The 22,409-nt window shown below is 57.7% G+C and carries 18 protein-coding genes; 10 read left to right on the top strand and 8 right to left on the bottom strand.

All coding sequences use genetic code 11. From position 1 onward, the window contains the following. The first annotated feature begins 87 nt into the window (after positions 1-87). The 3 genes from hydA to CHB79_RS20570 all read left to right on the top strand — a co-directional run bounded on the left by hydA (position 88) and on the right by CHB79_RS20570 (position 4,809). A complete protein-coding gene (gene hydA, locus CHB79_RS20560; RefSeq protein ID WP_089361267.1) occupies positions 88-1,524 on the top strand; it encodes a dihydropyrimidinase in 1,437 nt (478 codons plus the stop codon). Next, positions 1,521-2,267 carry a fumarylacetoacetate hydrolase family protein gene (locus tag CHB79_RS20565; RefSeq protein ID WP_089361268.1) on the top strand — a complete coding sequence of 249 codons (747 nt, stop codon included), beginning with the start codon at positions 1,521-1,523 and terminating at the stop codon, positions 2,265-2,267. The genes hydA and CHB79_RS20565 overlap by 4 nt, the downstream gene beginning before the upstream one ends. Before the next feature lie 115 nt (positions 2,268-2,382). Beyond that, positions 2,383-4,809 (top strand): glucose/quinate/shikimate family membrane-bound PQQ-dependent dehydrogenase, encoded by a 2,427-nt coding sequence (locus tag CHB79_RS20570; protein ID WP_089361269.1) that lies wholly within the window; start codon positions 2,383-2,385, stop codon positions 4,807-4,809. A 119-nt stretch (positions 4,810-4,928) separates the two neighbouring features. On the opposite strand, the gene CHB79_RS20575 is transcribed toward CHB79_RS20570, so the two are convergent. Both CHB79_RS20575 and CHB79_RS20580 read right to left on the bottom strand, forming a co-directional pair. Next, positions 4,929-5,966, bottom strand: a complete 1,038-nt coding sequence (locus CHB79_RS20575; RefSeq protein ID WP_089361270.1) for an AraC family transcriptional regulator — start codon at positions 5,964-5,966, stop codon at positions 4,929-4,931. Between the two features lie 9 nt (positions 5,967-5,975). After that, positions 5,976-6,893, bottom strand: coding sequence for a GGDEF domain-containing protein (locus CHB79_RS20580; protein WP_089361271.1), 918 nt, complete (start codon positions 6,891-6,893; stop codon positions 5,976-5,978). Between the two features lie 325 nt (positions 6,894-7,218). On the opposite strand from CHB79_RS20580, the gene CHB79_RS20585 reads away from it, so the two are divergent. The 5 genes from CHB79_RS20585 to CHB79_RS20605 all read left to right on the top strand — a co-directional run bounded on the left by CHB79_RS20585 (position 7,219) and on the right by CHB79_RS20605 (position 13,859). Further along, positions 7,219-9,735: a TonB-dependent receptor gene (locus CHB79_RS20585; RefSeq protein ID WP_089361272.1), complete on the top strand. Its 2,517-nt coding sequence runs from the start codon at positions 7,219-7,221 to the stop codon at positions 9,733-9,735. An 83-nt stretch (positions 9,736-9,818) separates the two neighbouring features. After that, the gene (locus CHB79_RS20590) at positions 9,819-11,756 is read left to right on the top strand and encodes a phytase (RefSeq protein WP_089361273.1); all 1,938 of its coding nucleotides are present in this window, start codon (positions 9,819-9,821) and stop codon (positions 11,754-11,756) included. 135 nt (positions 11,757-11,891) lie between these two features. Further along, positions 11,892-12,599 (top strand): protein TolQ, encoded by a 708-nt coding sequence (gene tolQ, locus CHB79_RS20595; RefSeq protein ID WP_089361274.1) that lies wholly within the window; start codon positions 11,892-11,894, stop codon positions 12,597-12,599. A 10-nt stretch (positions 12,600-12,609) separates the two neighbouring features. Then, the gene (tolR, locus tag CHB79_RS20600; RefSeq protein ID WP_089361275.1) at positions 12,610-13,053 is read left to right on the top strand and encodes a protein TolR; all 444 of its coding nucleotides are present in this window, start codon (positions 12,610-12,612) and stop codon (positions 13,051-13,053) included. Then, positions 13,050-13,859, top strand: coding sequence for an energy transducer TonB (locus tag CHB79_RS20605; RefSeq protein ID WP_089361276.1), 810 nt, complete (start codon positions 13,050-13,052; stop codon positions 13,857-13,859). Before tolR ends, CHB79_RS20605 begins: the two co-directional genes overlap by 4 nt. A 198-nt stretch (positions 13,860-14,057) precedes the next feature. Here the strand turns inward: CHB79_RS20605 and CHB79_RS20610 are convergent, their stop codons facing one another. From CHB79_RS20610 to CHB79_RS20630, 5 genes are all read right to left on the bottom strand, one after another. Next, positions 14,058-14,981, bottom strand: coding sequence for an MBL fold metallo-hydrolase (locus tag CHB79_RS20610; RefSeq protein WP_217898875.1), 924 nt, complete (start codon positions 14,979-14,981; stop codon positions 14,058-14,060). An 86-nt stretch (positions 14,982-15,067) separates the two neighbouring features. Next, positions 15,068-15,904: an alpha/beta fold hydrolase gene (locus CHB79_RS20615; RefSeq protein ID WP_089361355.1), complete on the bottom strand. Its 837-nt coding sequence runs from the start codon at positions 15,902-15,904 to the stop codon at positions 15,068-15,070. 152 nt (positions 15,905-16,056) lie between these two features. Then, positions 16,057-16,323 carry a hypothetical protein gene (locus CHB79_RS20620; RefSeq protein WP_010485391.1) on the bottom strand — a complete coding sequence of 89 codons (267 nt, stop codon included), beginning with the start codon at positions 16,321-16,323 and terminating at the stop codon, positions 16,057-16,059. A gap of 62 nt (positions 16,324-16,385) precedes the next feature. Then, entirely contained in the window at positions 16,386-17,588 is a 1,203-nt protein-coding gene (locus tag CHB79_RS20625) for an NAD(P)/FAD-dependent oxidoreductase (RefSeq protein WP_010485394.1), read from the bottom strand. A gap of 229 nt (positions 17,589-17,817) precedes the next feature. Further along, positions 17,818-18,210, bottom strand: coding sequence for a response regulator transcription factor (locus tag CHB79_RS20630; protein ID WP_089361278.1), 393 nt, complete (start codon positions 18,208-18,210; stop codon positions 17,818-17,820). A gap of 394 nt (positions 18,211-18,604) precedes the next feature. On the opposite strand from CHB79_RS20630, the gene CHB79_RS20635 reads away from it, so the two are divergent. Next, on the top strand, positions 18,605-19,540 hold the full coding sequence (locus tag CHB79_RS20635; protein ID WP_089361279.1) for a LysR family transcriptional regulator: 936 nt from the start codon (positions 18,605-18,607) through the stop codon (positions 19,538-19,540). Positions 19,541-19,551: 11 nt separating this feature from the next. Here the strand turns inward: CHB79_RS20635 and CHB79_RS20640 are convergent, their stop codons facing one another. Further along, entirely contained in the window at positions 19,552-21,309 is a 1,758-nt protein-coding gene (locus tag CHB79_RS20640) for a PAS domain-containing sensor histidine kinase (protein ID WP_089361356.1), read from the bottom strand. Between the two features lie 424 nt (positions 21,310-21,733). Here CHB79_RS20640 and CHB79_RS20645 point away from each other — a divergent pair, with 424 nt between their 5' ends. Continuing rightward, positions 21,734-22,408: a response regulator transcription factor gene (locus tag CHB79_RS20645; RefSeq protein ID WP_089361280.1), complete on the top strand. Its 675-nt coding sequence runs from the start codon at positions 21,734-21,736 to the stop codon at positions 22,406-22,408. Position 22,409 lies beyond the last annotated feature (1 nt).

Below are 22,409 nucleotides of genomic sequence, written 5' to 3' on the forward strand. Positions count from 1 at the left end.
GTGTTGGCAACTTCACCTCGCATTTCATACTCGCGCCACAGTTGATGAGTTGAAAGCTGCTGCGCGGCGCTTTTCATGAGGCCTGACATGCAAGCTTTCGACACTGTCATTCGCAACGCCCGTGTGGTTACCGCCGCGGACACCTTTAGTAGTGATATTGGTATTCGCGATGGGCGTATCACCGCGCTGGCGCTGGATTTGCCTGCTGGCCTGCACGAAATCGACGCTGCCGGCCGTCATGTCACGCCGGGCGGCGTCGACAGCCATGTGCATCTGGACCAGCCGACCGGCGACGGTTCATTGATGGCGGATGACTTTTTCAGCGGCACGGTCTCAGCTGCATGCGGGGGCACCACCACGGTGATTCCGTTCGCCTGCCAGCAAAAGGGTGAATCGCTGCGTGCCGCAGTGGATGATTATCACCGCCGTGCAGGCAACAAGCCGGTGATCGATTATGCCTTTCACTTGATAGTGACAGATCCAACGCCTGAGGTTTTGCGTGAAGAGCTGCCAGCACTGATTGCCGAAGGCTACACCTCGTTCAAGATCTACATGACCTATGACGCGCTCAAGCTGGGTGACCGCGAAATTCTCGAAACCCTGTCGGTGGCACGGCGCGAAGGTGCAATGGTCATGCTGCATGCCGAGAACAGCGATTGTATCGCCTGGCTGACCGAGCGCTTGCTGGCTGCTGGCCTGAGTGCGCCGAAGTACCATGCGACATCGCGGCCAATGCTGGTCGAACGTGAAGCTACGCATCGTGCAATTGCCCTGGCCGAACTGGTTGATGTGCCGATTCTTATCGTCCATGTCTCGGGGCGCGAGGCGGTTGAGCAAATCCGCTGGGCACAAAGCCAGGGGTTGAAGGTCTACGCGGAAACCTGCCCGCAGTACCTGTTTCTGACGGCTGACTCCCTGGGCTGTGATGACAGCTTTGAAGGGGCTAAATGTATTTGCAGCCCGCCGCCTCGGGATGCCGCCAATCAACAAGTCATCTGGGATGGGCTGGAAAATGGTGCGTTCGAGATATTCTCTTCCGATCACGCGCCCTTTCGCTTCGACGGCCCGGACGGCAAGAAAGCCCATGGCGAAAACATCTCGTTCGACCAGGTTGCCAATGGTATTCCCGGTGTTGAAACGCGCATGGCCTTGCTCTGGTCCGAAGGCGTACGCAGTGGCCGTATCACTGCGCAGAGCTTTGTTGCGCTGACCTCAACCAATGCGGCGAAGATGTATGGCCTGTACCCGCGCAAAGGCAGCATTGCTATCGGCGCCGATGCTGATTTGGTTATTTGGGATGAAGGCCAGCGAGTCGACTTGCGCAATGAACTGCTGCATCACAATGTCGATTACACACCCTATGCAGGCATGCAATTGAGCGCCTGGCCCGCGATGACCTTGTCCCGTGGCGAGGTGGTGTGGGATGGTGAGCCACGTGGCGCAGCAGGACGGGGACAGTTTATGCGCTGCGACAGACCCGCGCCCGCGCAATTGCGGCGGCGCAAGACGGAGTTACCTTTATGAATATGGTTGAACAGGTTGCCGCACGCTTGATTGAGGCTTGGCATACGGGCCAGCGCCAATCACATGAGGGCCTGGTGCTGGAAAGTGAAGCTCAAGCCTATGCCGTACAACAGTGCGTCGCTGATGCGCTCGGCTGGTTCAGCCAGGAGCCGGCCCGGGCCTGGAAGCTGGGTGGCAGCCCCGATAGTTTTATCAGCGCGGCAGGCGTACCTGCTGACGCCGTCCACTCTTCGGGTTGGCAGGCGCCGTCCGGTTATTGCAACGGTTTCGGCATTGAGGGCGAGTTGATCGTGCGGCTGCGTTGCGATCTTGATCAACATACCGATCTGGAAATGGCTTATCGCGCGATTGATGCGTGGTTGCCGGGCATCGAGCTTTGCGATACGCGCTGGCTCAGCGCTGAGCACGCAGACCCCTTGTTGCGTCTGGCTGACCAACAATCAAACCGCGCCCTTATCATCGGCGAACCATGCTCGCTGGAAGCGCCGTTTGATTGGCCGGGGCAAACAGCCGAGGTTCGGATCAATGGTGTTTCTCAACAAGTGAGCACGGGCAGCCACCCATTCGCTGAACCGCTTAACTCGCTCCCCTGGCTGGCAAGGCATGCTGCGCTGCAAGGCAATCCGCTACGGGCCGGAGACCTGGTCGCGACTGGCAGTTGGACCGGGATCTGCTGGGCGCCGCCTTCGGCCCGGGTCGAAGTTAAGTTTGCAGGCTTGGGTTCGGTCACTTTTTCAACCTGATTCGAATTGATGCTTTTTTATTGACCAAAGCCGCGCGGGCCGTGGCTTGCGGGTGGGTAGCACCTCACTTAACCTGTTTGTATCTATCTTCAAAACAGGTCAAGGAGTGAGCCCGATGAACCCAAAACAAGCACCCGTTCCAGCAGTGATGAATTGCTGGTTTTATTTGATTGGCTTGGTGCTGGTTGTCAGTGGCGCATTTTTTTCCATCACCGGCGGCCAGCTGATCGCGCTTGGCGGCAGTTGGTATTTTTTAAGCGCCGGGGTTCTGATGCTGATCTCGGGCGTGCTGTTTTTCATGCGCCGTACCGCCGGAGCCTGGCTCTATGTGCTGGTATTTCTAGGCACCCTGGTATGGGCCCTGCTCGATGCCGGGCTGGAATTCTGGCCACTGGTTTCAAGGCTGATGTTCAACGGCGTGCTGCTGTTTGCGGTGGTGGTGTCGATCCCCATGCTGCGCCGCCTGCAGGGCAAGCCCGAGCTGCGTGGCCCGGCCTACGGCTTTTCCCTGGTTACGCTTGGCTGTCTGGTTGCAACTGTCGCCTTGATGTTCAAGCCGCACATGCCGTTTGAGGCGTCTGGGCAGTTGCCGTTGCAAGCAGTGAACCCGCAGCAGGAGCAAAAGAACTGGGACAATTACGGCAATACGCCGGGCGGCAGCCGTTTTGTCGCGCTGGACCAAATTACTCGCGATAACGTTAAGGACCTGAAAGTTGCCTGGACTTACCGCACCGGCGATATCCCGCAAAGCGACGGCAATGGCGCAGAAGACCAACTGACACCGCTGCAGGTTGGCGACAAGCTATTCCTCTGTACCCCGCACAACAATGTCATTGCAGTGAATGCCGACACCGGCAAAGAGCTTTGGAAGAATGAAATCAACGCCAAGTCTTCGGTGTGGATGCGCTGCCGTGGCCTCGCGTATTTCGACGCCAGCAAGCCATTGGTGCAGCCGGATGCCAACAACGCGACTCCAGTGCCAGCAGCTCAAGTAGCCAGCGGTGCTGCATGTATGCGTCGAATCCTGATGAACACCATCGATGCTCGTCTGATTGCCCTGGATGCCGATACCGGTGAGTTCTGTCCTGATTTTGGCAAGGATGGGCAGGTTGACCTGCTTGCCGGTCTGGGTGATGCCAAGGACCCGAGCTATGTATTGACCTCGGCGCCAACCCTGGCTGGAACCACGGTGGTCGTGGGTGGACGCGTAGCCGATAACGTCAGTACCGATATGCCCGGCGGTGTTATTCGCGGTTTTGATGTGATCACCGGTGCCATGCGCTGGGCGTTCGACCCGGGTGCGCAAGACCCGAACAAAACCCTTGAGGCTGGCGAAACTTATGCGCGCAGCAGCCCGAACTCCTGGGCGGCCATGTCGTACGATCCGCAGTCAAATACGGTGTTTATACCGATGGGCAGCTCCTCGGTTGATCTATGGGGCGCTAATCGCACAGAACTTGACCACAAATATGCCACCTCGGTTTTAGCGGTGGACGGCACCACGGGCAAAGAAAAATGGACCTACCAGACCGTACATAACGACTTGTGGGATTTTGACTTGCCAATGCAGCCGTCGCTGATTGATTTTCCGGGTAAGAACGGTAAAACCACCCCAGCGGTGGTGATCGGCACCAAAGCCGGGCAGATCTATGTGCTCGACCGTGCCACCGGCAAGCCGCTGACCGAGGTCAAGGAAGTACCGGTCAAGCGCAGCAATATCCCCAATGAGCAGTATTCCGATACCCAGCCACGCTCAGTCGGCATGCCGCAAATCGGTGCCCAGACCCTGACTGAGTCCGACATGTGGGGCGCAACACCATTCGACCAAGTGATGTGTCGGATTGCATTCAAGTCGATGCGTTATGAGGGATTGTACACGGCTCCAGGCACCGACCTGTCATTGAGCTTCCCGGGTTCTCTGGGCGGCATGAACTGGGGCAGTATTTCCACTGATCCGGTCAATGACTACATCTTCGTCAATGACATGCGTCTGGGCCTGTGGATTCAGATGGTCAAGGCAGACCCGCAAAGCACCGCTGTCAATACTGGCGGGGAGAGCGTCAACACTGGCATGGGCGTTGTACCCATGAAAGGCACGCCCTATGCAGTGAACAAAAACCGCTTTATGTCGGCCCTAGGTGTTCCTTGTCAGAAGCCACCTTTTGGTACGCTCACTGCAATTGACATGAAGACCCGGAAAATCGTTTGGCAGGCTCCTGTGGGCACTGTCGAAGATACCGGCCCGCTGGGCATCCGCATGCGCCTGCCGATCCCGGTTGGCTTGCCAACCTTGGGCGGCACCCTGAGCACTCAGGGCGGCTTGGTGTTTATCGCCGGCACCCAGGATTATTACCTGCGTGCTTTCGACAGCTCGACCGGCAAGGAAGTCTGGAAGGCGCGCCTGCCTGTCGGTAGCCAAGGTGGGCCTATCAGCTATAAGTCACCTAAAACTGGCAAGCAATATGTGGTCATCTCGGCAGGTGGCGCGCGCCAGTCACCGGACCGGGGCGATTACGTGATTGCGTATTCGCTGGATAAGTAACCTGAGCTGAAACCAGCAGGTAAGAAAAGCGCCCGTCGGCGCTTTTTTTACGGTTGATGACTAAGCATCCGAGCTAGGTTGAGTGACCTGTTTGCAAGAGCACCGCCCGCAGCTTCAGGCTAATCGCACGGCCAGAGTTGGCGCAGCGCGCTCGGAGCGAGTCCAGTCCAGCGCTTGAATGAGCGCCGTAAGTTGGTGGAATCGTGGAACTGCAGGTAAGCAGCTACTTCTTCATTGCTTTGACCCTTGATCTGATAGAGATACAGGGCCATATGTTTACGCGCCAAGTCCAGTTGTTCTTGAAAATGGGTGCCGTGCCTATGCAGCTTGCGTTTCAGTGTTGAGGGGCTCATGCCAAACGCTAGCGCGACGTTTTCCAGTTGTGGCTGGTGCCGCAGGTTCGCCAACAGATGGCGATAAAGGTGGTCGAGCAGGCTGGCATCGAAACCCAGTTCCTGCAGCTGCTGCATGCTTTGTTGCTGGGCTGCTTGGCCGGCCGTTGGCGCGGCTGCAGGCCAAGGCTGGTGCAGATATTCTCGCGGCAGGCTGAGCAGATCCACAGGCGCGTCGAAGCGTACATCCTCACCCAGGTTGACCCAGTATTGTTCAACTTGGCGCGGCCTGGTTTGAGCAATACTGACTTTCCACGGCAGTGGCGCACCGGCCAACCAGCGGCTCATGGCCAGCAAGGCGGTCATTGCCGACTCCACCAGAAACCGCTGCTGCGCCCCTGCGCCGCAAGTGTCCAGCCAATAGACGTAGACATTTTGCTCATCGAGCAGCACCCGTGGGCTGAGTAATGGGCTGATCAGGGCACGGTAGCGACACACAATATCCAGCGCTTGGCTCAAGTCTGCCGCATGCTGCAAGGCATGGCTGGCGGCGCCGTAGTAACCGGGTAACAGACGTTGGCCAAAGAGAAAACGGGTGTCTGCGGCGGCCAGCAGGCGTTCGCTGTTGTCTATCAGTTGCAGGAATTGCTGAGCACATAGGCGAGCCTTGCCAGCCTGCAGATCTTCATGGAACAAACCGGTGCCGCGTAACAATCGGTGGCTGTCGATGCCCCGTGACAGGGCCAGGTCGACCAGCACCGCAGGTTGCCAGTGGCCAGGAATAAAACGGTTGTCGTTCTCGTACCAAGTGGCCTTGAGGGTCATGGTTTTACCTCAAGCACTGCGCGCATAGAGTGCTGGTTTTGCATGTGCCAGTGCTTGATTGAGGCGCTGCAACAAGCTTTCTGCGTCGTCCTGCAGGGCCATTACGCAGGCCACGCTGGCGCGCAATTGCAAGCGCTCGCCGTGCGCGCGGGCCTTGTGCGCGAAGTGCTCAACACTCAGGCGCAAGTCCTCGGCCAGCTGCTGTGCCTGGCGTTCGCCGGTGTGCGGCAGCATGACCACGAAGCGATCACCGGCCAAGCGACAGAGCAAGTCCTGATGGCGCAGGTTAAGCACTAACAACTGACTCAGGGCTTGTAGTACACGGTCGCCCTCGGCATGGCCATGCAGATGATTGATCCGGCTGAAGTTATCGAGATCGAGGATCACAAGTGACAAGGGCTGTTGTGCGCTACGTGCCTGACAAAGAGCCTGGTCCAAGTGCTGGCGCAGGTACTCGGCGGTGTTTAATGGGGTTAGCGAATCGAACAAGCGGTGTTCGCGGAACAGCCGTTCACGCTTTTCCATTTGCGCGCTAATCGCCAGCTGCTCACGGTGCCAGTGATAGATGCCCAGTGTCAGCAGGAGCAGGCCAAATGGCATAGGCGCTGACTCCATCCAGTGATCCCAGACGATGCTGTCAGGCAGGCGGATAAATTCGTCTAGGGTATCGACCCACCAAGAAAAAAACACCAGCCCCAGGCCCATGGCCAAGAAGCTGGTAACCCGTCCCGCAGGACGACTCTTGAGTACCAGTCCTAACCAGGTCAGGCACAGCAGCGTCGAGCCGCCCTCGCCAAGGATATCCAGCCAGACCCATTCGCTCATCGGCTTTATATGGCCGGCAGCAAGGTGCAACAGCAGCGCAAGGTTTGTGGCGAGCAAAAGTACGACCAGTTTCAGGCGATGCAGTTTGAGCAAGGTGGTCATGGGTGCAGCGTCCAGGTGGCTAAGCCTGCAGCACAACAGAGTCTTGTTACTAAATGGTTGCAATGGGGGAGGTCAGTTTGGCTCAGTTGGACGCGCAATTTTTTAGATAAAAGTGGTTCTACCTCCGCTACGAAGCGGGTTTGCGCATCAGGGCTGAGCCGTTCACCTCGACAAGGCCAGGTCATTTCGGCTCAAAACCCCGGACAAACCCCGTGTTTAGGGGCTTGTGCTGCTGGCCTGTCATCTAACTGTCACGCCGCACTTCTAGCTTGCGCTGCAGATCGCCGGGCAATACCCGGCCAGCAGGCTTATCTGGGAGAGCAGTATGCATAAGCACCAACTCAATGCCCGTCGCGTCGGTTTTCATATCAGTGCTTTGGCGCTGGCTGTGGCCATCACTCCGTTGTGGGCTAGCGAGGCCGAGCACGTCAATGTGGTCGGTCAGGCCGCTAGTCTGGACCAGGCCCTGAAAGAGCAGCGCCGCGCGGATCAAATTGAGAGTGTTGTGCATGCCGATGGCGTGGCGCAACTGCCTGACCAGAACGCCGCCGAAGCCGTGCAGCGCCTGCCTGGCGTTTCTGTTGAGCGTGATCAGGGCGAGGGACGTTTTGTCAGCGTACGTGGCTTGGGGCCAGATCTTAACAGTGTGACCATCAACGGTACGCTGGTTCCGTCGCCAGACAGTGATCGCCGAGCCGTTGCGCTCGATGTATTGCCGGCAGAACTGGTGCAGTCGCTGTCGGTGGTCAAGACGTTGACACCTGATATGGACGCCAACTCCCTGGGTGGCACCATTGAGGTCGAGAGCCTGTCTGCATTCGACCATAAAGGCCTGTTCTACACGGGTACTGGCGAGGCCAGCTACGACGATAACACCGACCAGACCAGTCCGAAATTTTCTGGTGCCATCAGCGACCTGTTCAGCCTGGGCGGTGGTGTGGATAACTTTGGCGTGGCCGCGGCCTTAAGCGTGCAGCAACGTGACTTTGGCTCAGACAATGTCGAGACCGGTGGCGATTGGGATTTCTCCGATGGCGACCGGTTGCAGCAGTTTGAGCAGCGTGATTACGACATTCGTCGCGAGCGCAGCGGCCTGGGGCTGAACTTCGACTATCGACCAGACGACTACTCAAGCTACTACTTGCGCACGCTGTACAGCCGCTTCAAAGACACCGAAACGCGCAACGCCGCCGGGGTTGAGTTTGCCGACGCGCAGCTTGCTGGCGAACAGGGCGAGGCTGAGGGCTGGCGCGAGTTGAAGGACCGGGAAGAAACTCAGGAAATCCAGTCGTATGTGTTTGGTGGCGAACGTTTTATTGGCCAGTGGACGCTGCAAGCCCAGGCGGGCTACAGCAAGGCCAACCAAGATACACCCGGGCATATAGGGGGCGCAGTATTTGAAGGTCTTGATGATTTCGCCGACAGCGGTTTTAGCAACACGAAAAAGCCGCGGCTGACCATCGGCGACGACTTCTACGACCCGAGTAATTTTGCGCTCGATGAAGTCGAGTGGGCCGAAGAAAACACCGAGGATACCGAGAAAAATATCAAGCTCGACATAGCCCGTGACTACGACCTGGCAGGTAATGCCGCGCAAGTTAAATTCGGCGGCAAGCTCAGCCGTCGCGACAAGGACAACGACACCAACATCTGGACTTATGAAGACCTTGGCGACTTCGGTTTCAGCGATGCGCAACTGAATATGGACGCGTTCAGCAAAGGTGATGTCGACTACAGCCTGGATCGGTTTGGCCCTGGCTTGTCAGCAGGGAGGATTGAAGACCTGATCTCGGGCCTGGATCGCAATAGCTTCTATAACGAGGAGGAATCGCGGGTTAATGACTTCAAAATGAGCGAAGACATTGACTCGGCGTACCTGATGCACAGCCTCGACATCGACGACTTGAGCGTGATTGTTGGTGTGCGTTATGAAGGCACTAAGTTCGATGCCAAAGGCACGGGCCTGCGCGATGGCAACTATGAAGCCATCAAGTCGAAGAATGAGTACCACAACTGGTTGCCTGGCCTGCACCTACGCTACCAACTGGATAAGGATACCCAATTGCGCGGCGCTATTACCCATTCGGTGGTGCGCCCGACCTTCGGCCAGTTGGCGCCAGGCTTCGTGATTGATGGTGATGAAGCCAGCTTTGGTAATCCTGAGCTTGATCCGCTGGAGTCTCGTAACTTCGACCTGGGTATCGAACATTACCTGGGCCGGGCTGGGGTGGTGTCGGCGTTCCTGTTTTACAAAGACATCGACAACTTCGTCTACAACGCTGACCTGTCGGGCACCGGAGCCTGGCTTGATTTTGCCGAGGCCAATACCTTCGCCAACGGAGACAGCGCTGATCTTTACGGCCTTGAGCTGGCCTACTCGCAAAAATTCGATTGGCTTCCTGCGCCCTGGAACGGTTTGCTGATGGGCGCCAACGCCACGTTCAGCCGCTCTGAGGCGACCATTACCGGTAGCGATGCGGCAACGGGTGGAAGCCGTTCGCGGGACATCGACTTGCCGTTTCAGTCGGACACCATTGGCAACCTGATGCTCGGATGGGAAGACGAAAAGCTTAGCCTGCGCCTGTCTGCCAACTACAAATCCGACTACCTGTACGAAGTGGCGAGCATCAACGACAAGGCCCACGACCAGCATGTGGATGATCAGGTCTTTGTCGACTTCAGCGCGGGTTACTTCCTGACCAAAGGCCTGCAGCTGCGCTTTGAAGCGCAGAACATCACCGACGAAAACTACTACGTCTATACCGGCAGCCGTTCCTACAACGCGCAGTACGAAGAGTACGGCCCAACCTACAAGCTCGGCCTGACCTACACCAACTTCTGATGCGCTGTCTCTGGCCCGGTGTGGCTGAGTACCACCGCTCGCCTTAAAACATCGCCAAGCTTTATCACAAGGACTTTTTTTCAATGAACGCGTTGTTTACTCGCTCTCTGTTAGTCGCCGCTCTGTCCCTGACGGGTTGCGATCAGATGCCCTCTCAAGTCCTGGCGGCTGATGCCAGCGTGGTACTTAGCCCTTGGAATGAGTTGCCTCAGATTGAGGCCGAAACACTGCGCTTCGTCCCGGCCGAGACAACGGCGGGTGCTGATCTGTTTATCGCCGCCAGTGAAAGCCGTGGCCTGCTTGTGCTTGATGGCAAAGGTGCGGAACTGGCCCGCTTGCCCGGTAATTACTCGGCCCTGGACAGCCGCAAGGCGGGTGACAGCCTGATTGTCGCCAGCATCAATAACAGCACCCAGCAAGCGACATTGGTTGGGCTTGATCTACCCGCTCGTAAATGGGGGCATACGCTAGCACTGCCTGCTCGAGATTTTGCCGTAGCCGGGCTGTGTCTTTACCGCGACGAGGCGAACAACCTGTTTCTGTTTCTGGTTGGCGAGGAGGGCCGGGGAGAGCAGTGGCTGGTTGGTACGGCCAATCGCTTGAGTGCCAGTGCCAGACAAGTGCGGCGCTTGCCCCTACCGCCACAGGCGGAATACTGCCATGCAGATGACAGCGCTGACAGGCTCTTTGTTAACGAAGAAAATCTTGGGCTGTGGGCTTATCCTGCCCACCCCGAGGCGGATGCCAGTCGTGTGCCCGTCGATATGCGCGCGCCCTATGGTCGGCTAAAAACCAGCGCCGGAGCCATGGCAAGTGTCCCTGGCGGCCTGCTGGTGCTTGATCCTTCCGCCCGAGCGTTACACCTCTATCAACAGCAAGGTGAGCATTGGCGCTCAGTGGGCCCCGTACAGTTGCCCGGCGTGAAAGAACCTGAGCATATTGCTGTGCAGTCCACCGCAGCGGGTTTGCAGGTACTGCTACAGGATGACGCCAGTGGCCACTTCTATCAGGGCCTGTTGAACTGGCAACCGAGCCCCGTAAGTACTGCACCGGTGTTGCCAAATGTGGCGGCCATAGCTCAGACCGAACCGGTCGGTCGCCAAGGCGATGCGGCAGATGATCCTGCTATTTGGGTGCATCCAACCCAGCCGAGCTTGTCGCGAGTACTCGGCACTAACAAGAAGCAGGGGCTGCTTTCCTACGACCTTAACGGCAAGTTGCTGCAAGACCTGCCAGTCGGGCGCCTGAACAATGTCGATCTGCGGGCTGACTTCAGCCTTGCTGGGCGAACGATTGACCTGGCTGTTGCCAGCAACCGCGATAACAACAGTATCAGCCTGTTCGCCATAGACCGTTCCAACGGCACGATTAGCACCGCAGGTGAGATTCCGACACCGCTCAAAGAGATCTACGGCATCTGCTTGTTTCAGCCGCAGCCGGGTGAGTTGTATGCCTTTGCCAACGACAAGGATGGCAGCTTCCTGCAATACCGATTGAGCGATGCCAACGGCAAGTTGGCTGGCAAGCTGGTTCGTCGTTTCGCAGTTGCCAGCCAGCCAGAAGGCTGCGTTGCCGATGATCAACAGCAACGATTGTTTATCGGTGAGGAGGATGTTGGCGTCTGGGCGGTTGATGCCCGTGCTGATGGCTCCACCGAGCTGAGCTCGGTGCTGGCGGTCGGTGATGTACTCAAAGCCGACGTAGAAGGCCTGGGGCTTTATCAAGCCGCAAAGCACAGTTATCTGCTGGTTTCCAGCCAAGGCAACGACAGCTATGTGGTGCTTGATGCCATGCCTCCTTATGCCATTCGTGGTGCCCTGCGTGTCGGCCTGAATGGGGCGCTGGGTATTGATGGGGCCTCTGAAACCGATGGTCTTGAAGTCACTTCCGCCAACCTTGGCGGCCCATGGGGCAAAGGCATGCTGGTGGTGCAAGACGGCCGCAAGCGCATGCCTGAGACGACCCAGAACTTCAAGTTCGTGGCCTGGAGTCAGGTTGCTGAGGCGTTGCATTTGCAATGACTGTCATCAGTCGGTAATCGCCATGTAATCCAATGGCCAATATTTCACAGCACCGATTTCAGCCGTTGAGGCTGGGGTCAACGGCAGATCGCCGTCGCCATGCATGCGGCGGTGCGTAACAGCAGGAGCATCATCATGCACAGCACTCTCGAACAAATGACCGTCTGGAGCCTGATTGGCGACGCCAGCTTACTGGTCAAGTTGGTCATGCTCATTCTCTTGCTCGCCTCATTGGCGAGTTGGTATCTGATTATCCAGCGCAGTTTGTTGCTTGGGCGCAGTGAGCGGTTGCAGAAAGATTTTCTCAAGTGCTTTCGTCAGCAAAGTGATCTTGGCCAGCTTTACCGTGAAGGTGCAGAACAGGCCGATAGCGACGCTGTGCTCGAGTGTATTTTCCGCGCCGGTTACGGCGAATTTGCCCAGCTTCAACGCAAGGCTGGAGCTACCCCCGAGGCGCTGATTGATGGGGTTGAGCGCGGCATGCTGGTCGCTATTGCCGAGCAGGAAGAGCGCCTGGAAAAGGGCCTGCCGTTCCTGGCCACTGTTGGCTCGGTCAGCCCTTATATCGGGCTCTTCGGCACCGTCTGGGGAATCATGAATTCATTTATCGGCCTGTCACAGGTGCAGCAGGCAACCTTGTCGACCGTTGCGCCCGGGATCGCCGAAGCGTTGATCGCCACAGCCATTGGATTGTTCGCAGCGATCCCTGCGGTAGTTGCATACAATCGTTTTGCCGCCCGTGTAGCTACGCTGAGCTCGCGCTTCTATGCCTTTGGCAACGAGCTGCAGGGCCGTTTACAACGCAAGCTGCAGTCATCGCCGAATCTGTCCCAGGCAGCCTGAGGAGGGCTTTATGCGTAAACCTCACAGCAAGTACGCGGCCAAGGCAGAGATGAATGTGGTGCCTTATATCGACGTGATGCTGGTCCTGCTGGTGATCTTTATGGTGACCGCACCCATGCTCACTCAAGGCGTCAAGGTTGAGTTACCCAAGGTCGCTGCCGAGGCATTGCCCAGCGATAGTCAGCAACAGGTGCTTACGCTCTCGGTACAGGCCGACGGCGGCTACTACTGGAACCTTGGCCCAGAGCTGGACATAGACAACCGGGGCGACAGTGCAGTGGATCTACAGGAGATGACGACCAAGGTTGGCGAACTGCTCGCTGCCCGAGGCGATACTCAGGTGTATATCCGTGCCGACGGTGCTGTCGATTATTCACGCGTGGTCGCCGGCATGGCCGCATTGCAGCAGGGCGGGGTAACCAACCTCGGGTTGATCACCGAGGCGCCACAGTGAGTGCCGTGCTGATGTCCGGCCAAGGTTATAGCCTGTGGACACCGAATGCGCATAACTGGCGTAATTTCACCGCTGCCGGGGTTGCAGTAGGTGTGCATGCCATGGTCTTGGCTTTGTTGCTGGCGCAATGGCCAAGCGATACACCTGATGCGCCCAAGGTACGCACCTTGACCACCCAGCTGATTAGTTTGCCGGTGCCTGCGCCTGCTTTGCCGGACATCAGCCCCCCGCCAGAGCCGGTGGTTGTACCGCCCGTGACGCCTGCTAAACCGATTGAACCGGTCGAAGCACCGAAACCGGATCCACGCATTCAGCAACAGAAGCTGGAGCAAGCTGCATTGGCGCGTAAACGAGTGGCTGAGCAAGAACGCAAGCGCGGACTGCAACGTGAACAACAACGCATTGCCGAGCAGCAGGCGTTGGCACGTCGCGAAGCTGAAGCCCAACAACGCTTGGCCCTGGAGCAGGCGCGTCAGCAGCAGGAAGCGGCTCTTGCGGCTGAGCGTGCACGTCAGGCTGAAGCCGCTGCGGCTGCCAGCCGTCAATACCTGCCAATCTCCAAGGAGGCACCGGATTACCCTGATCGCGCCCTGGACAAGAACATCGAAGGCGACTGCACTGTCAGCTATAGAGTCAATCCTCAAGGTCGAGTGGAGAACCCGCAGGTTATTGGCGATTGCCACCCGCTATTTGTCCGGCCTTCACTCTCTGCTGCGAAAACCTTTCGCTATCAACCGCGCGTGGAAAACGGCAAGGCGGTCGCGGTGGATGGGGTAAAAAATACCTTCCACTACCGTATTGAGTGAGCGCTGGCGTGGGCGCCCTGCATGCGTCGTTCAGTTGCAAGGTGTCGCACAAGGTCTATCCCCTGCCGGGCCACCTTTGGGAACGATGTTGGGGGCGTCTACCAAAGGCTGTGCTTTATCATCAGTTCAAGTCGCGTGCAGCCTCCGTCTTGCCGCTACATCCGCAGAAGCGTAGCGGCAAGACGGAAGCCGGAACCGTCAGTAATCCCAGAAGGCCGCGATCCAGCGGAAACCTTCGCCCTCGATCGCGACCCGGCCGACAGATGGGAATGGCAAGTGCGTTGCCACGAACAGCTCGCCGCTGGCCGCGGCTTCTTGCATCAGGCGCACGCGAACACGCACGGACTCCTCGGGGTCATGTTCAAAACCATTGTGCCAATCGGGGTGTTCGAAGGCGACGGGAAACAAGGCATCACCAGCAAAGGTCAAGCGCTGGCCGCCGGAGTTGATGTAGACCACGCTGTGCCCGGGTGTGTGGCCGCCTGTAAGTTTGGCCAGCACGCCAGGTGCCACTTGGTATTCATCGTCGAAGGTGCGCACATTGTCCTGGTACTGCTTGATGAATTCAGCGGCAGTCGAACGCAGCACTTCAGGCACGGGTGCCGGCATGGAGGTCAAGGAGAAGTCAGGTGACTTCCAGAACTCGACTTCGGTAGCGGCAACGTGGATGCGGACATCTGGACGCAAGCGGTTCTTCACTTCCTCGACCAGCAGCCCGCCAATATGGTCCATATGCATGTGGGTGATGATAATGTCGGTCACGGAGCCAAGGTCAATACCGGCAGCTTCCAGGCGCTTGGGAAATTGTCCGGCACGCGGAAACCCAGGAAACTGGCCGCCCAGTCCGGCGTCAACCAATATGGTCTGCTCGCCGCTACGCACCACCAGTACGTTCAGTGCCCAGTCGAATGCGTCCGGGCCCAGGAACATGTCTTTGAACCAGGCTGCACGTGCATCCGGGTCCGCATTGGTGGACATCGTTTCGGTAGGCAGGGGCAGGACGCCGTCGCTCACCACCAGCACGTCAATATCGCCAACCCGTAGGGCGTAGCGCGAAGGTACAAGCTCTTCAAAGCCTGCTTTGCCAGTGATGGCCGGGGTTTGGGTCTGATGCATTGTCATGGTCGTTCTCCATTGCATGGGTGCAGAGTCTCAAGTGAAAAATGCGCCCGGCCTGCAGCAGGTAGCGGTTGGGCGCAGCAGCCTGGCTAGCTGCGAATAAACTTCAGCAACTCGGGATTGATGGCATCGGCATTTGTGGTGCACATGCCATGTGGAAACTTTTCAAAGACCTTGAGCGAAGCGTTTTTCAGCAGCTTGCTCGACAGCAGTGCAGAGTCGGCAATGGGCACTATCTGGTCATCGTCGCCGTGCATCACCAGGGTCGGGACGTCGACCAGTCCAAGGTCTTCGGTAAAGTCCGTTTCGGAAAATGCCTTGATGCCGTCGTAGTGAGCCTTGGCCGAACCGTTCATGCCCTGGCGCCACCAGTTTTGAATCATGCCTTGCGAAACGCTGGCGCCTGGGCGGTTAAAGCCGTAGAAGGGGCCGCTGGCAACATCCAGGTAGAACTGCGAGCGGTTAGCAGCCAGTTGCTGGCGGAAACCGTCGAAAACCTCGATGTCCAGCCCTCCAGGGTTGGCGGGTGTCTTGAGCATGAGCGGAGGCACTGCGCCGATCAGGATCAGCTTGGCCACGCGCCGTTGTTTTTGCCCATACATGGCGACATAGCGCAATGCTTCACCGCCGCCGGTTGAGTGACCTATATGCACAACGTTGCGTAGATCCAGATGCTCCACTACGGCTGCTGCATCTGCCGCGTAGTGGTTCATGTCGTGGCCGTCGCTAACTTGGGACGAGCGGCCGTGGCCACGGCGATCATGGGCAATGACCCGATAACCAAGGTTGACGAAGTACAGGGCTTGGTTATCCCAATCGTCACTGCTCAGTGGCCAGCCATGATGAAACATGATGGGCTGGGCGTGCTTGGGGCCCCAGTCCTTGTAGAAAATTTCAACGCCGTCTTGGGTGGTCACTGTGTTCATGGTCATGACTCCTTGGTTGGGTTCTGAAGCGAGGGTTGTGGCGAGTGCGGCGAAGGGCACCGAAGCAAAGGTGGCCAGTGTTGCGGCACTCAAGCCGAGGAGCAGAAAGTCGCGCCGCTCCGGGTTGCTGGGTGCGAAATCATTGGAATTACTCATTGGGTGCTCCTAGCGAGGGTGCTTGGCCGATGCAGCCGCAGCTTCAGGCGGTAATGTGTTTGCAGGCGCAATACATAGCCGAGCTTGAGCAGCGTTGGCCCCAGGATGGTCATGAGGTGCGCCACGACCAGGACGGTTATCGATAGGTATGCACTCAGGCCGTAGGCCAGCAGCCCACCAATCACCAGCATGGTCATGCCGCAAAACAGCAAGTAACTGGACAGCCTGAGTGCACTCCGGGGAGACTCGAAGAAAGTGAACATAGCCAATGCCCCTCACAGGGTTGCTCGGCGGGCGCCCTTGCGGACGCTCTGTTGAGGGTGTTTCAGGCCACTGGAATCATCGGGTCAGCAGCTGCCAGTGCCGTGGCACGATCCGCAGCTGGCGGGTAGATCCAGATGCTGTTGATCTGGCTCTTGAGCTCCTTGGCCTCGTGCTTGATCAGCTTGACCTGGCGATCCCAGCCTTCGGTGTACACCGCGCCCCAAGCGCCTAGATCAAGACAGGTGACGTACTTGGGTTGCCGGTAAGGAGTTGGCGCTACGCCGAGCAGCTCTGCGGCAACGTTATTGCCTGCATGACGCCCCAGAGCGATTGCATGCTGGCAGGACATGGCGGCGAAGTTGCCCAGGTCATCGGTGGCGGCATAAGCAACGTCGCCTGCGGCGTAGATATGTTGCTGGCCCCTGACCTTGAGGTTTTCGTCGACATGCAGGCGGCCTTGGGCATCGCGCACGCTGGTCATCTGCTCAGTTAGCTTGCTGGCGCGGAAACCCACAGTCCAGATTGCGGTATGGCTTTCGATATGACGGCCATCCGCCAGGGTTACACCGTTGGCATCCACCGCTGCAACTGTGGCGTTGAGTACCCATTCGATACCAAGGTGATCCGAGGCTTCTACTATGGATGGACGAATTTCATCTCCCATGGCAGCGGCGATCTGCGGCCCACGGTCGACGATGATCACGCGAATCGCGGCGTCGTCTCCGAGAATCGCACGTAGGCGGGCGGGCATTTCCGTTGCGGTTTCGATACCGGTAAACCCACCACCGGCGATCACCACCGTGTTACGGGCAATGCTATCGGGCTGGTCCTTCAAGGATTTAAGGTGCGCTTCAAGGCGTGCGGCCGATTCAATTTCATCCACATCGAAAGCATAGGCATCCAGGCCCGGGACTGGTGGGCGGGACAACTGGCTGCCAGCTGCGAGCACCAGACGGTCATAGCTCAACACACCCTGGCCGCCATGCTCGTCACGGTAGCCGACCGTTCTGCCGAGTTCATCGAGATGTTCGGCTGTACCTTTGACAAAGCGCACGCCCACAGTGTCGAACAGCGCATCAAGCGGGGCGAACATAGTGTGGACATCGGTTTCGTAGAAGCGTGGACGAATGCGCAGCTCTGCCTGGGGCGCCAACAGTGTGATTTCCACATCGTTACGGTCGTGCATATCCAATAACCGGGCGGCGCTCAATGCACTCCATACACCACCAAACCCCGCGCCGATGACCAATATTTGCTGTTTCATGATTTGTTCCTCAGTAGAAGTGGCCAATGACCCTGAAGCGTTCTTCAGGGTCGGCAGGACGACGTGTTGGTGCCGAAATACAGGAGCCCATGCTCGCTACGGCAAATCGTCTGCTCTGGATTAATCCTATTGGCGGGGCCTGGTGAACACACTTCTACATTGGGGTATCAGGGTTATGCGTCAGTGGCAGGAAGTTATACGAAGGTATCTGTTGTGGGCGGCTGATCGCTCAGCGTTTTGCCTGGAGGGTGGTCTCGATATGGCTGAGCAGTTTGTCAGCTGCAAAAGGCTTGGGCAGACACGCCACCAAATGGGGGGTAGCCGCCGTGATGCAAGGCGCTGCACCTGGATAACCGGTAATAAAAATCACGGGAATGGTGAAGCCCTGGGCGTTGAGCTGTTCAAGCATTTCAACACCGCTCATGCCAGGCATCTGGATGTCGGAAATCAGGCAGTGTGTTTCCCAGGGGCCATTGGAATTTATAAAGTCCAAGGCACTGCAATAGCTTTTGACCTGATAGCCGCTGGAGCGCAATAAACTCTCCAGCGCGATTCGGATGGGCTCGTCATCATCGACAACCGCAATGACGGCCGTATTGCGCATTTGATTAGTTTGCATCATGTGGGTCGCTCGTGACGGCGCCTGTTGATATTGCAAGATACGCCGTCTCATGGGACGGAGAAGTATACCTAGGTATATCGCATGCAGATCAAAGTCTAGAAGCCTCCAGGCAGGCCGCTCCGGCTGCCGGGTTGGGCTGTTCTGCGAACCTGGATGATATGCCCGGCCAGTACCCTGTCCCGGACAGGCGTGGACGTTTTTACGGTACTGGGCATACCCAGGTACAGGCGCGCGCACTCAATGGATACTCCTGTTAAACCCAGGTACAACAGACCTTTTGTGGCGGCCTGGATAGGCTTGGAGCAGATCGTTTGGTTGTGCCGAGGCGGCGTAAGCAGCGATCAGGTTTCCAATCCACTCATCCGGGGCGATTTGCGCCCAGGCGGCGAACATAATGAACAGAAATGATCTGCGACGTGCCGACATCAATCTGCTAGTTGTCTTCGAGACGGTAATGCATGAGCGTAATGTCACCCGGGCCGGAGAGAAGTTGTTCCTTTGTCAGGGCACCATCAGTAGCTCGCTGGGCCGACTGCGCTCGATGTTCAATGATCCATTGTTTATCCGCACCGGCGGTGTGATGGAACCAACAGCGCGTGCCGAGGAAATCCACGCCCGCCTGGCGCCCGCCCTGGATGGCATCGCCGTGGCATTGAGCTGTGCCCAGACCTTCGATCCCTCGACCAGCGAGGACTGCTTTCATATTGGCTTGTGCGATGACGTCGAGTACGCGCTGTTGCCGGGCCTGATGCGTTCCCTGCGACTCGAGGCGCCCAATATCACCCTGGTGGTACGCCGTGTGGATCACCGGCAATTGCCTCAACTGCTGACCTCAGGCGAAATATCCATGGGTACCAGCTTTGTCCAGGACTTGCCGGCCAGTGCCCACTGCAAGCGGTTGCGGTCGATGCAACCGATGTTGCTGCGTGCTGATGCATCCAAAAACGCGCTGACCTTGGATGATTTCTGCACACGCCCGCATGTGGCTGTGTCTTCGATGGGCAGTGTCATCGATGATGTTGATCAAGCCCTGAGCGGGTTCGGACTACAGCGCAAGGTGGTATTGGCCGTGCCGCAGTTCAGTGCATTGCCCGCGCTGCTTGCGGGCAGCGATATGCTTGCCATAGTGCCCGACTATGTGGCGGCCGCCATGGTTCGTGTCGATGGCATACGGGCTGAGCTTCCCCCCTTGAAATTGCCAGCACCGGAGCTGTCCATGGCGTGGCGTGGAGCAACCCACAACGACCCGCGTGAGTCTTGGTTACGTGCTTGTGTTCATCGTCACTTCAGCCAGCAGCAAGCCTCTTGCATTGCCCTGGCAGTGGCCTGAACTTCAAGTCTTCAGCTCGTTACGGGTGGCAGGGACACACAAATGGTTGCGCCTTGCGTGGCATGTGGGTCGGCCCAGATCCTGCCACCGTGCTTTTCGATAATGGCGCGGCAGATGGGTAATCCCATCCCCATGCCTTGAGCCTTGGTGGTAAAGAAGGGCTCAAAAATATCTGGCAGCAGCAAAGGGTCGATCCCGGGCCCGCTGTCGATCACGGCCAACAAGGGTTCTCCCTGAGCCGAGCAGCGTAACTGCACACCAAGACGGCGCTTTTTATCCTGGCCTGCCATGGCCTGCATCGCGTTCATGATCAAGTTGATAATCACTTGTTGCAGCTGGACCCGGTCACCATGCACCACAAAGCATGCATTTGGCAGTACTGCTGACAGCCGCACGTTATGGTGCTTGGCTTCGGCGCGCATCAGGGCCAGTGATTCTTCCACCACCTCCCGCAAATCAAGGCTTCTGTATTGCGGGTCGTCCTTTTTGGACAGTGCGCGAATTCTCAGTATCACTTCACTGGCCCGGCGCGCTTCGGCCAACATGCGTTGAATGCAAATGGCTGCTTCATCGAGATCCGGCTGGTCGCGGCTCAGCCAGCGTAGACCTGCTTCACCATTGGCTGCCATTGCAGCAAGTGGCTGGTTGACTTCATGGGCGATGGAGGCGACCAGCTCACCCAGGGTTGTGATCCGTGTGATGTGCGCCAGCTCGATCTGTGAGCGGTGCAGTGCCTCTTCGGCAAGCTTGCTGGCGGTTACATCCATCAAGGCGCCGACGTACTCGCGGTTACCACTACAGTCACGTACCGGGTGAGTGAGCATATGTACATACTTGATACGCCCGTCGGCCATCTGCAAGCGGTACTCAAGGTCGATCTTGGGTTCATCCTTGAGCACATCCCTGATTGCTTGTTCGATGATCGTCCTATCTTCCGGGTGGGTCTTGTCCACCAGGCTAAGCAAGGAGGGTCGCTCGTCTTCGTTAAATTCAAGAATGCGCCGGGCCTCTTCGGAACCATAGATTTCCCCTCCCGGCACTTTGATACCGATACTGCTGGTACGGCTGATGCGTTGCGCACCGGCCAGGAAGGCTTCGCTGCGGCGCAGGGCTTTTACGGCCTGATTACGTTCAGTGACATCGTTGTGTGTTGCCAGAATGCCCACCGGCTTGCCGCGTTTGTCGCGCAGCAGGGTGCAGCGGCTGGCGACGGTCATTCGTTCGCCATTGCGCTTGAAGCTGTCAGGTTCGCTTTCCCAACTGCCGGTCTGCAGCACGGTGGCTACTATTTCCTCCAGCGGCTGTTGGGGCTTTAGTCTTATCAGTTCAACCAGGTTCTTGCCGATGGCTTCGCTTCGGCTCCAGCCGTAAAGGGTTTCCGCTCCACGGTTCCAATGAGTCACCGTACCCTCCAGGGTTCGGATCATGATGGCGTCATGGGTTTGCGACAGCTGGCTGAGTTGAACATGCAGTTCGTCGTTGGCCGCTTTGTTCCTGAGCGCGAACAGGGCCGTGACACTGATCGCTATCAAACTGACCAAACAACGCGTAAAGGCCTGGCTGGTCGGTGAAATCGGATGGGAAATCCAGAAAGAGGCGATGGTGAGCAGCATGCAGCCCAGGGTGATGCCCAGTACGCCACGGTAGCTGAACACGGCCACTGACATCAGGATCACCGTGACATACAGCACTGCCACGGCAATGGTCAGGGACGTTGCCGTATCAATGATAAATATGGCTCCCGCCAGGACGATAGAACCGCGGCGCAAAAAGTTTTCTCGTGTCGTCTGCATGGCGCCTGTGAAATCTGATCCAGCAACTGGGGCGTGGCACGTGCGGATTTGCGCAAAAGCGCTTCGAGCGAGAGCTGCGCAAGAGGCACGTACGGGATATAAACGCGAATTGAGCTGGCAGAATAGGTTCCGCCAGACAGTGACGTAACTATACTTAAGTGTCCCTGGTTCATACTTAGGTAGTGTGGGCATCGCGCTGTCGAGGGAAAAGCGGCAAACTGCCAATAATGGAATCTTCACGGGTGCTTCAGGTCACGGGAGGCCTGGGTTAAAACGCAGGCGTCGCGCTGCGCCTCGAGGTTTGCTTACAGCGGCTTTGAGAGGTGCCGGGTGTGATCCTTGGGATATGTTATTGGGTATGCATGCCCTGCGTGCTGCTGGCCGAGAGACAGGAGGCAAGATGAGTTCGTGGTCCCATTCAAAATCCGCCCAGGGTTCTGCCGAGCAAAAAGGACCGGTGGTCTATGTGGTCGACGACGACGCCTCGATGCGCCTGGCCCTCGATGGTTTATTGCGCTCCATAGGCCTGCAGGTGGAAACCTTTGAGTCCTCGCAAGAGTTCCTGGACTTCCCCAAGGGCAATGTACCGAGTTGCCTGGTGCTGGATGTCAGGCTTCGGGGAGAAAGCGGCCTTAATTTTCAGGAGCAGATTGAGAAGCACGGCGTGCAGATGCCCATCGTGTTCATGACAGGTCATGGCGACATCGCCATGACGGTCAAAGCGATGAAGGCTGGTGCCGTGGACTTTCTGGCCAAGCCGTTTCGTGACCAGGATATGCTTGACGCGGTTTCTGCTGCCCTGGTCAAGGATGGCCAGCGGCTTGCGTCACAACAGTCGATCGCCACGCTGCAGGCAGCCTATGCTTCGTTGACGGCCCGTGAGCGAGAAGTCATGGGCTTTGTCGTGGCCGGGTTGATGAACAAGCAGATTGCCTATGAGCTTAATCTCAGCGAGGTGACCGTCAAGGTTCATCGCGGGCAGGTGATGAGAAAGCTGACTGCGCGTTCGGTGGCCGACCTGGTCCGAAAGGCTGAAACCCTGGGCGTCAAGCCGCAGTCTCAAGCGTCCTCCTGAG

Source organism: Pseudomonas segetis (genome assembly GCF_900188155.1).
In the GTDB taxonomy this organism is placed as follows: Bacteria; Pseudomonadota; Gammaproteobacteria; order Pseudomonadales; family Pseudomonadaceae; genus Aquipseudomonas; species Aquipseudomonas segetis.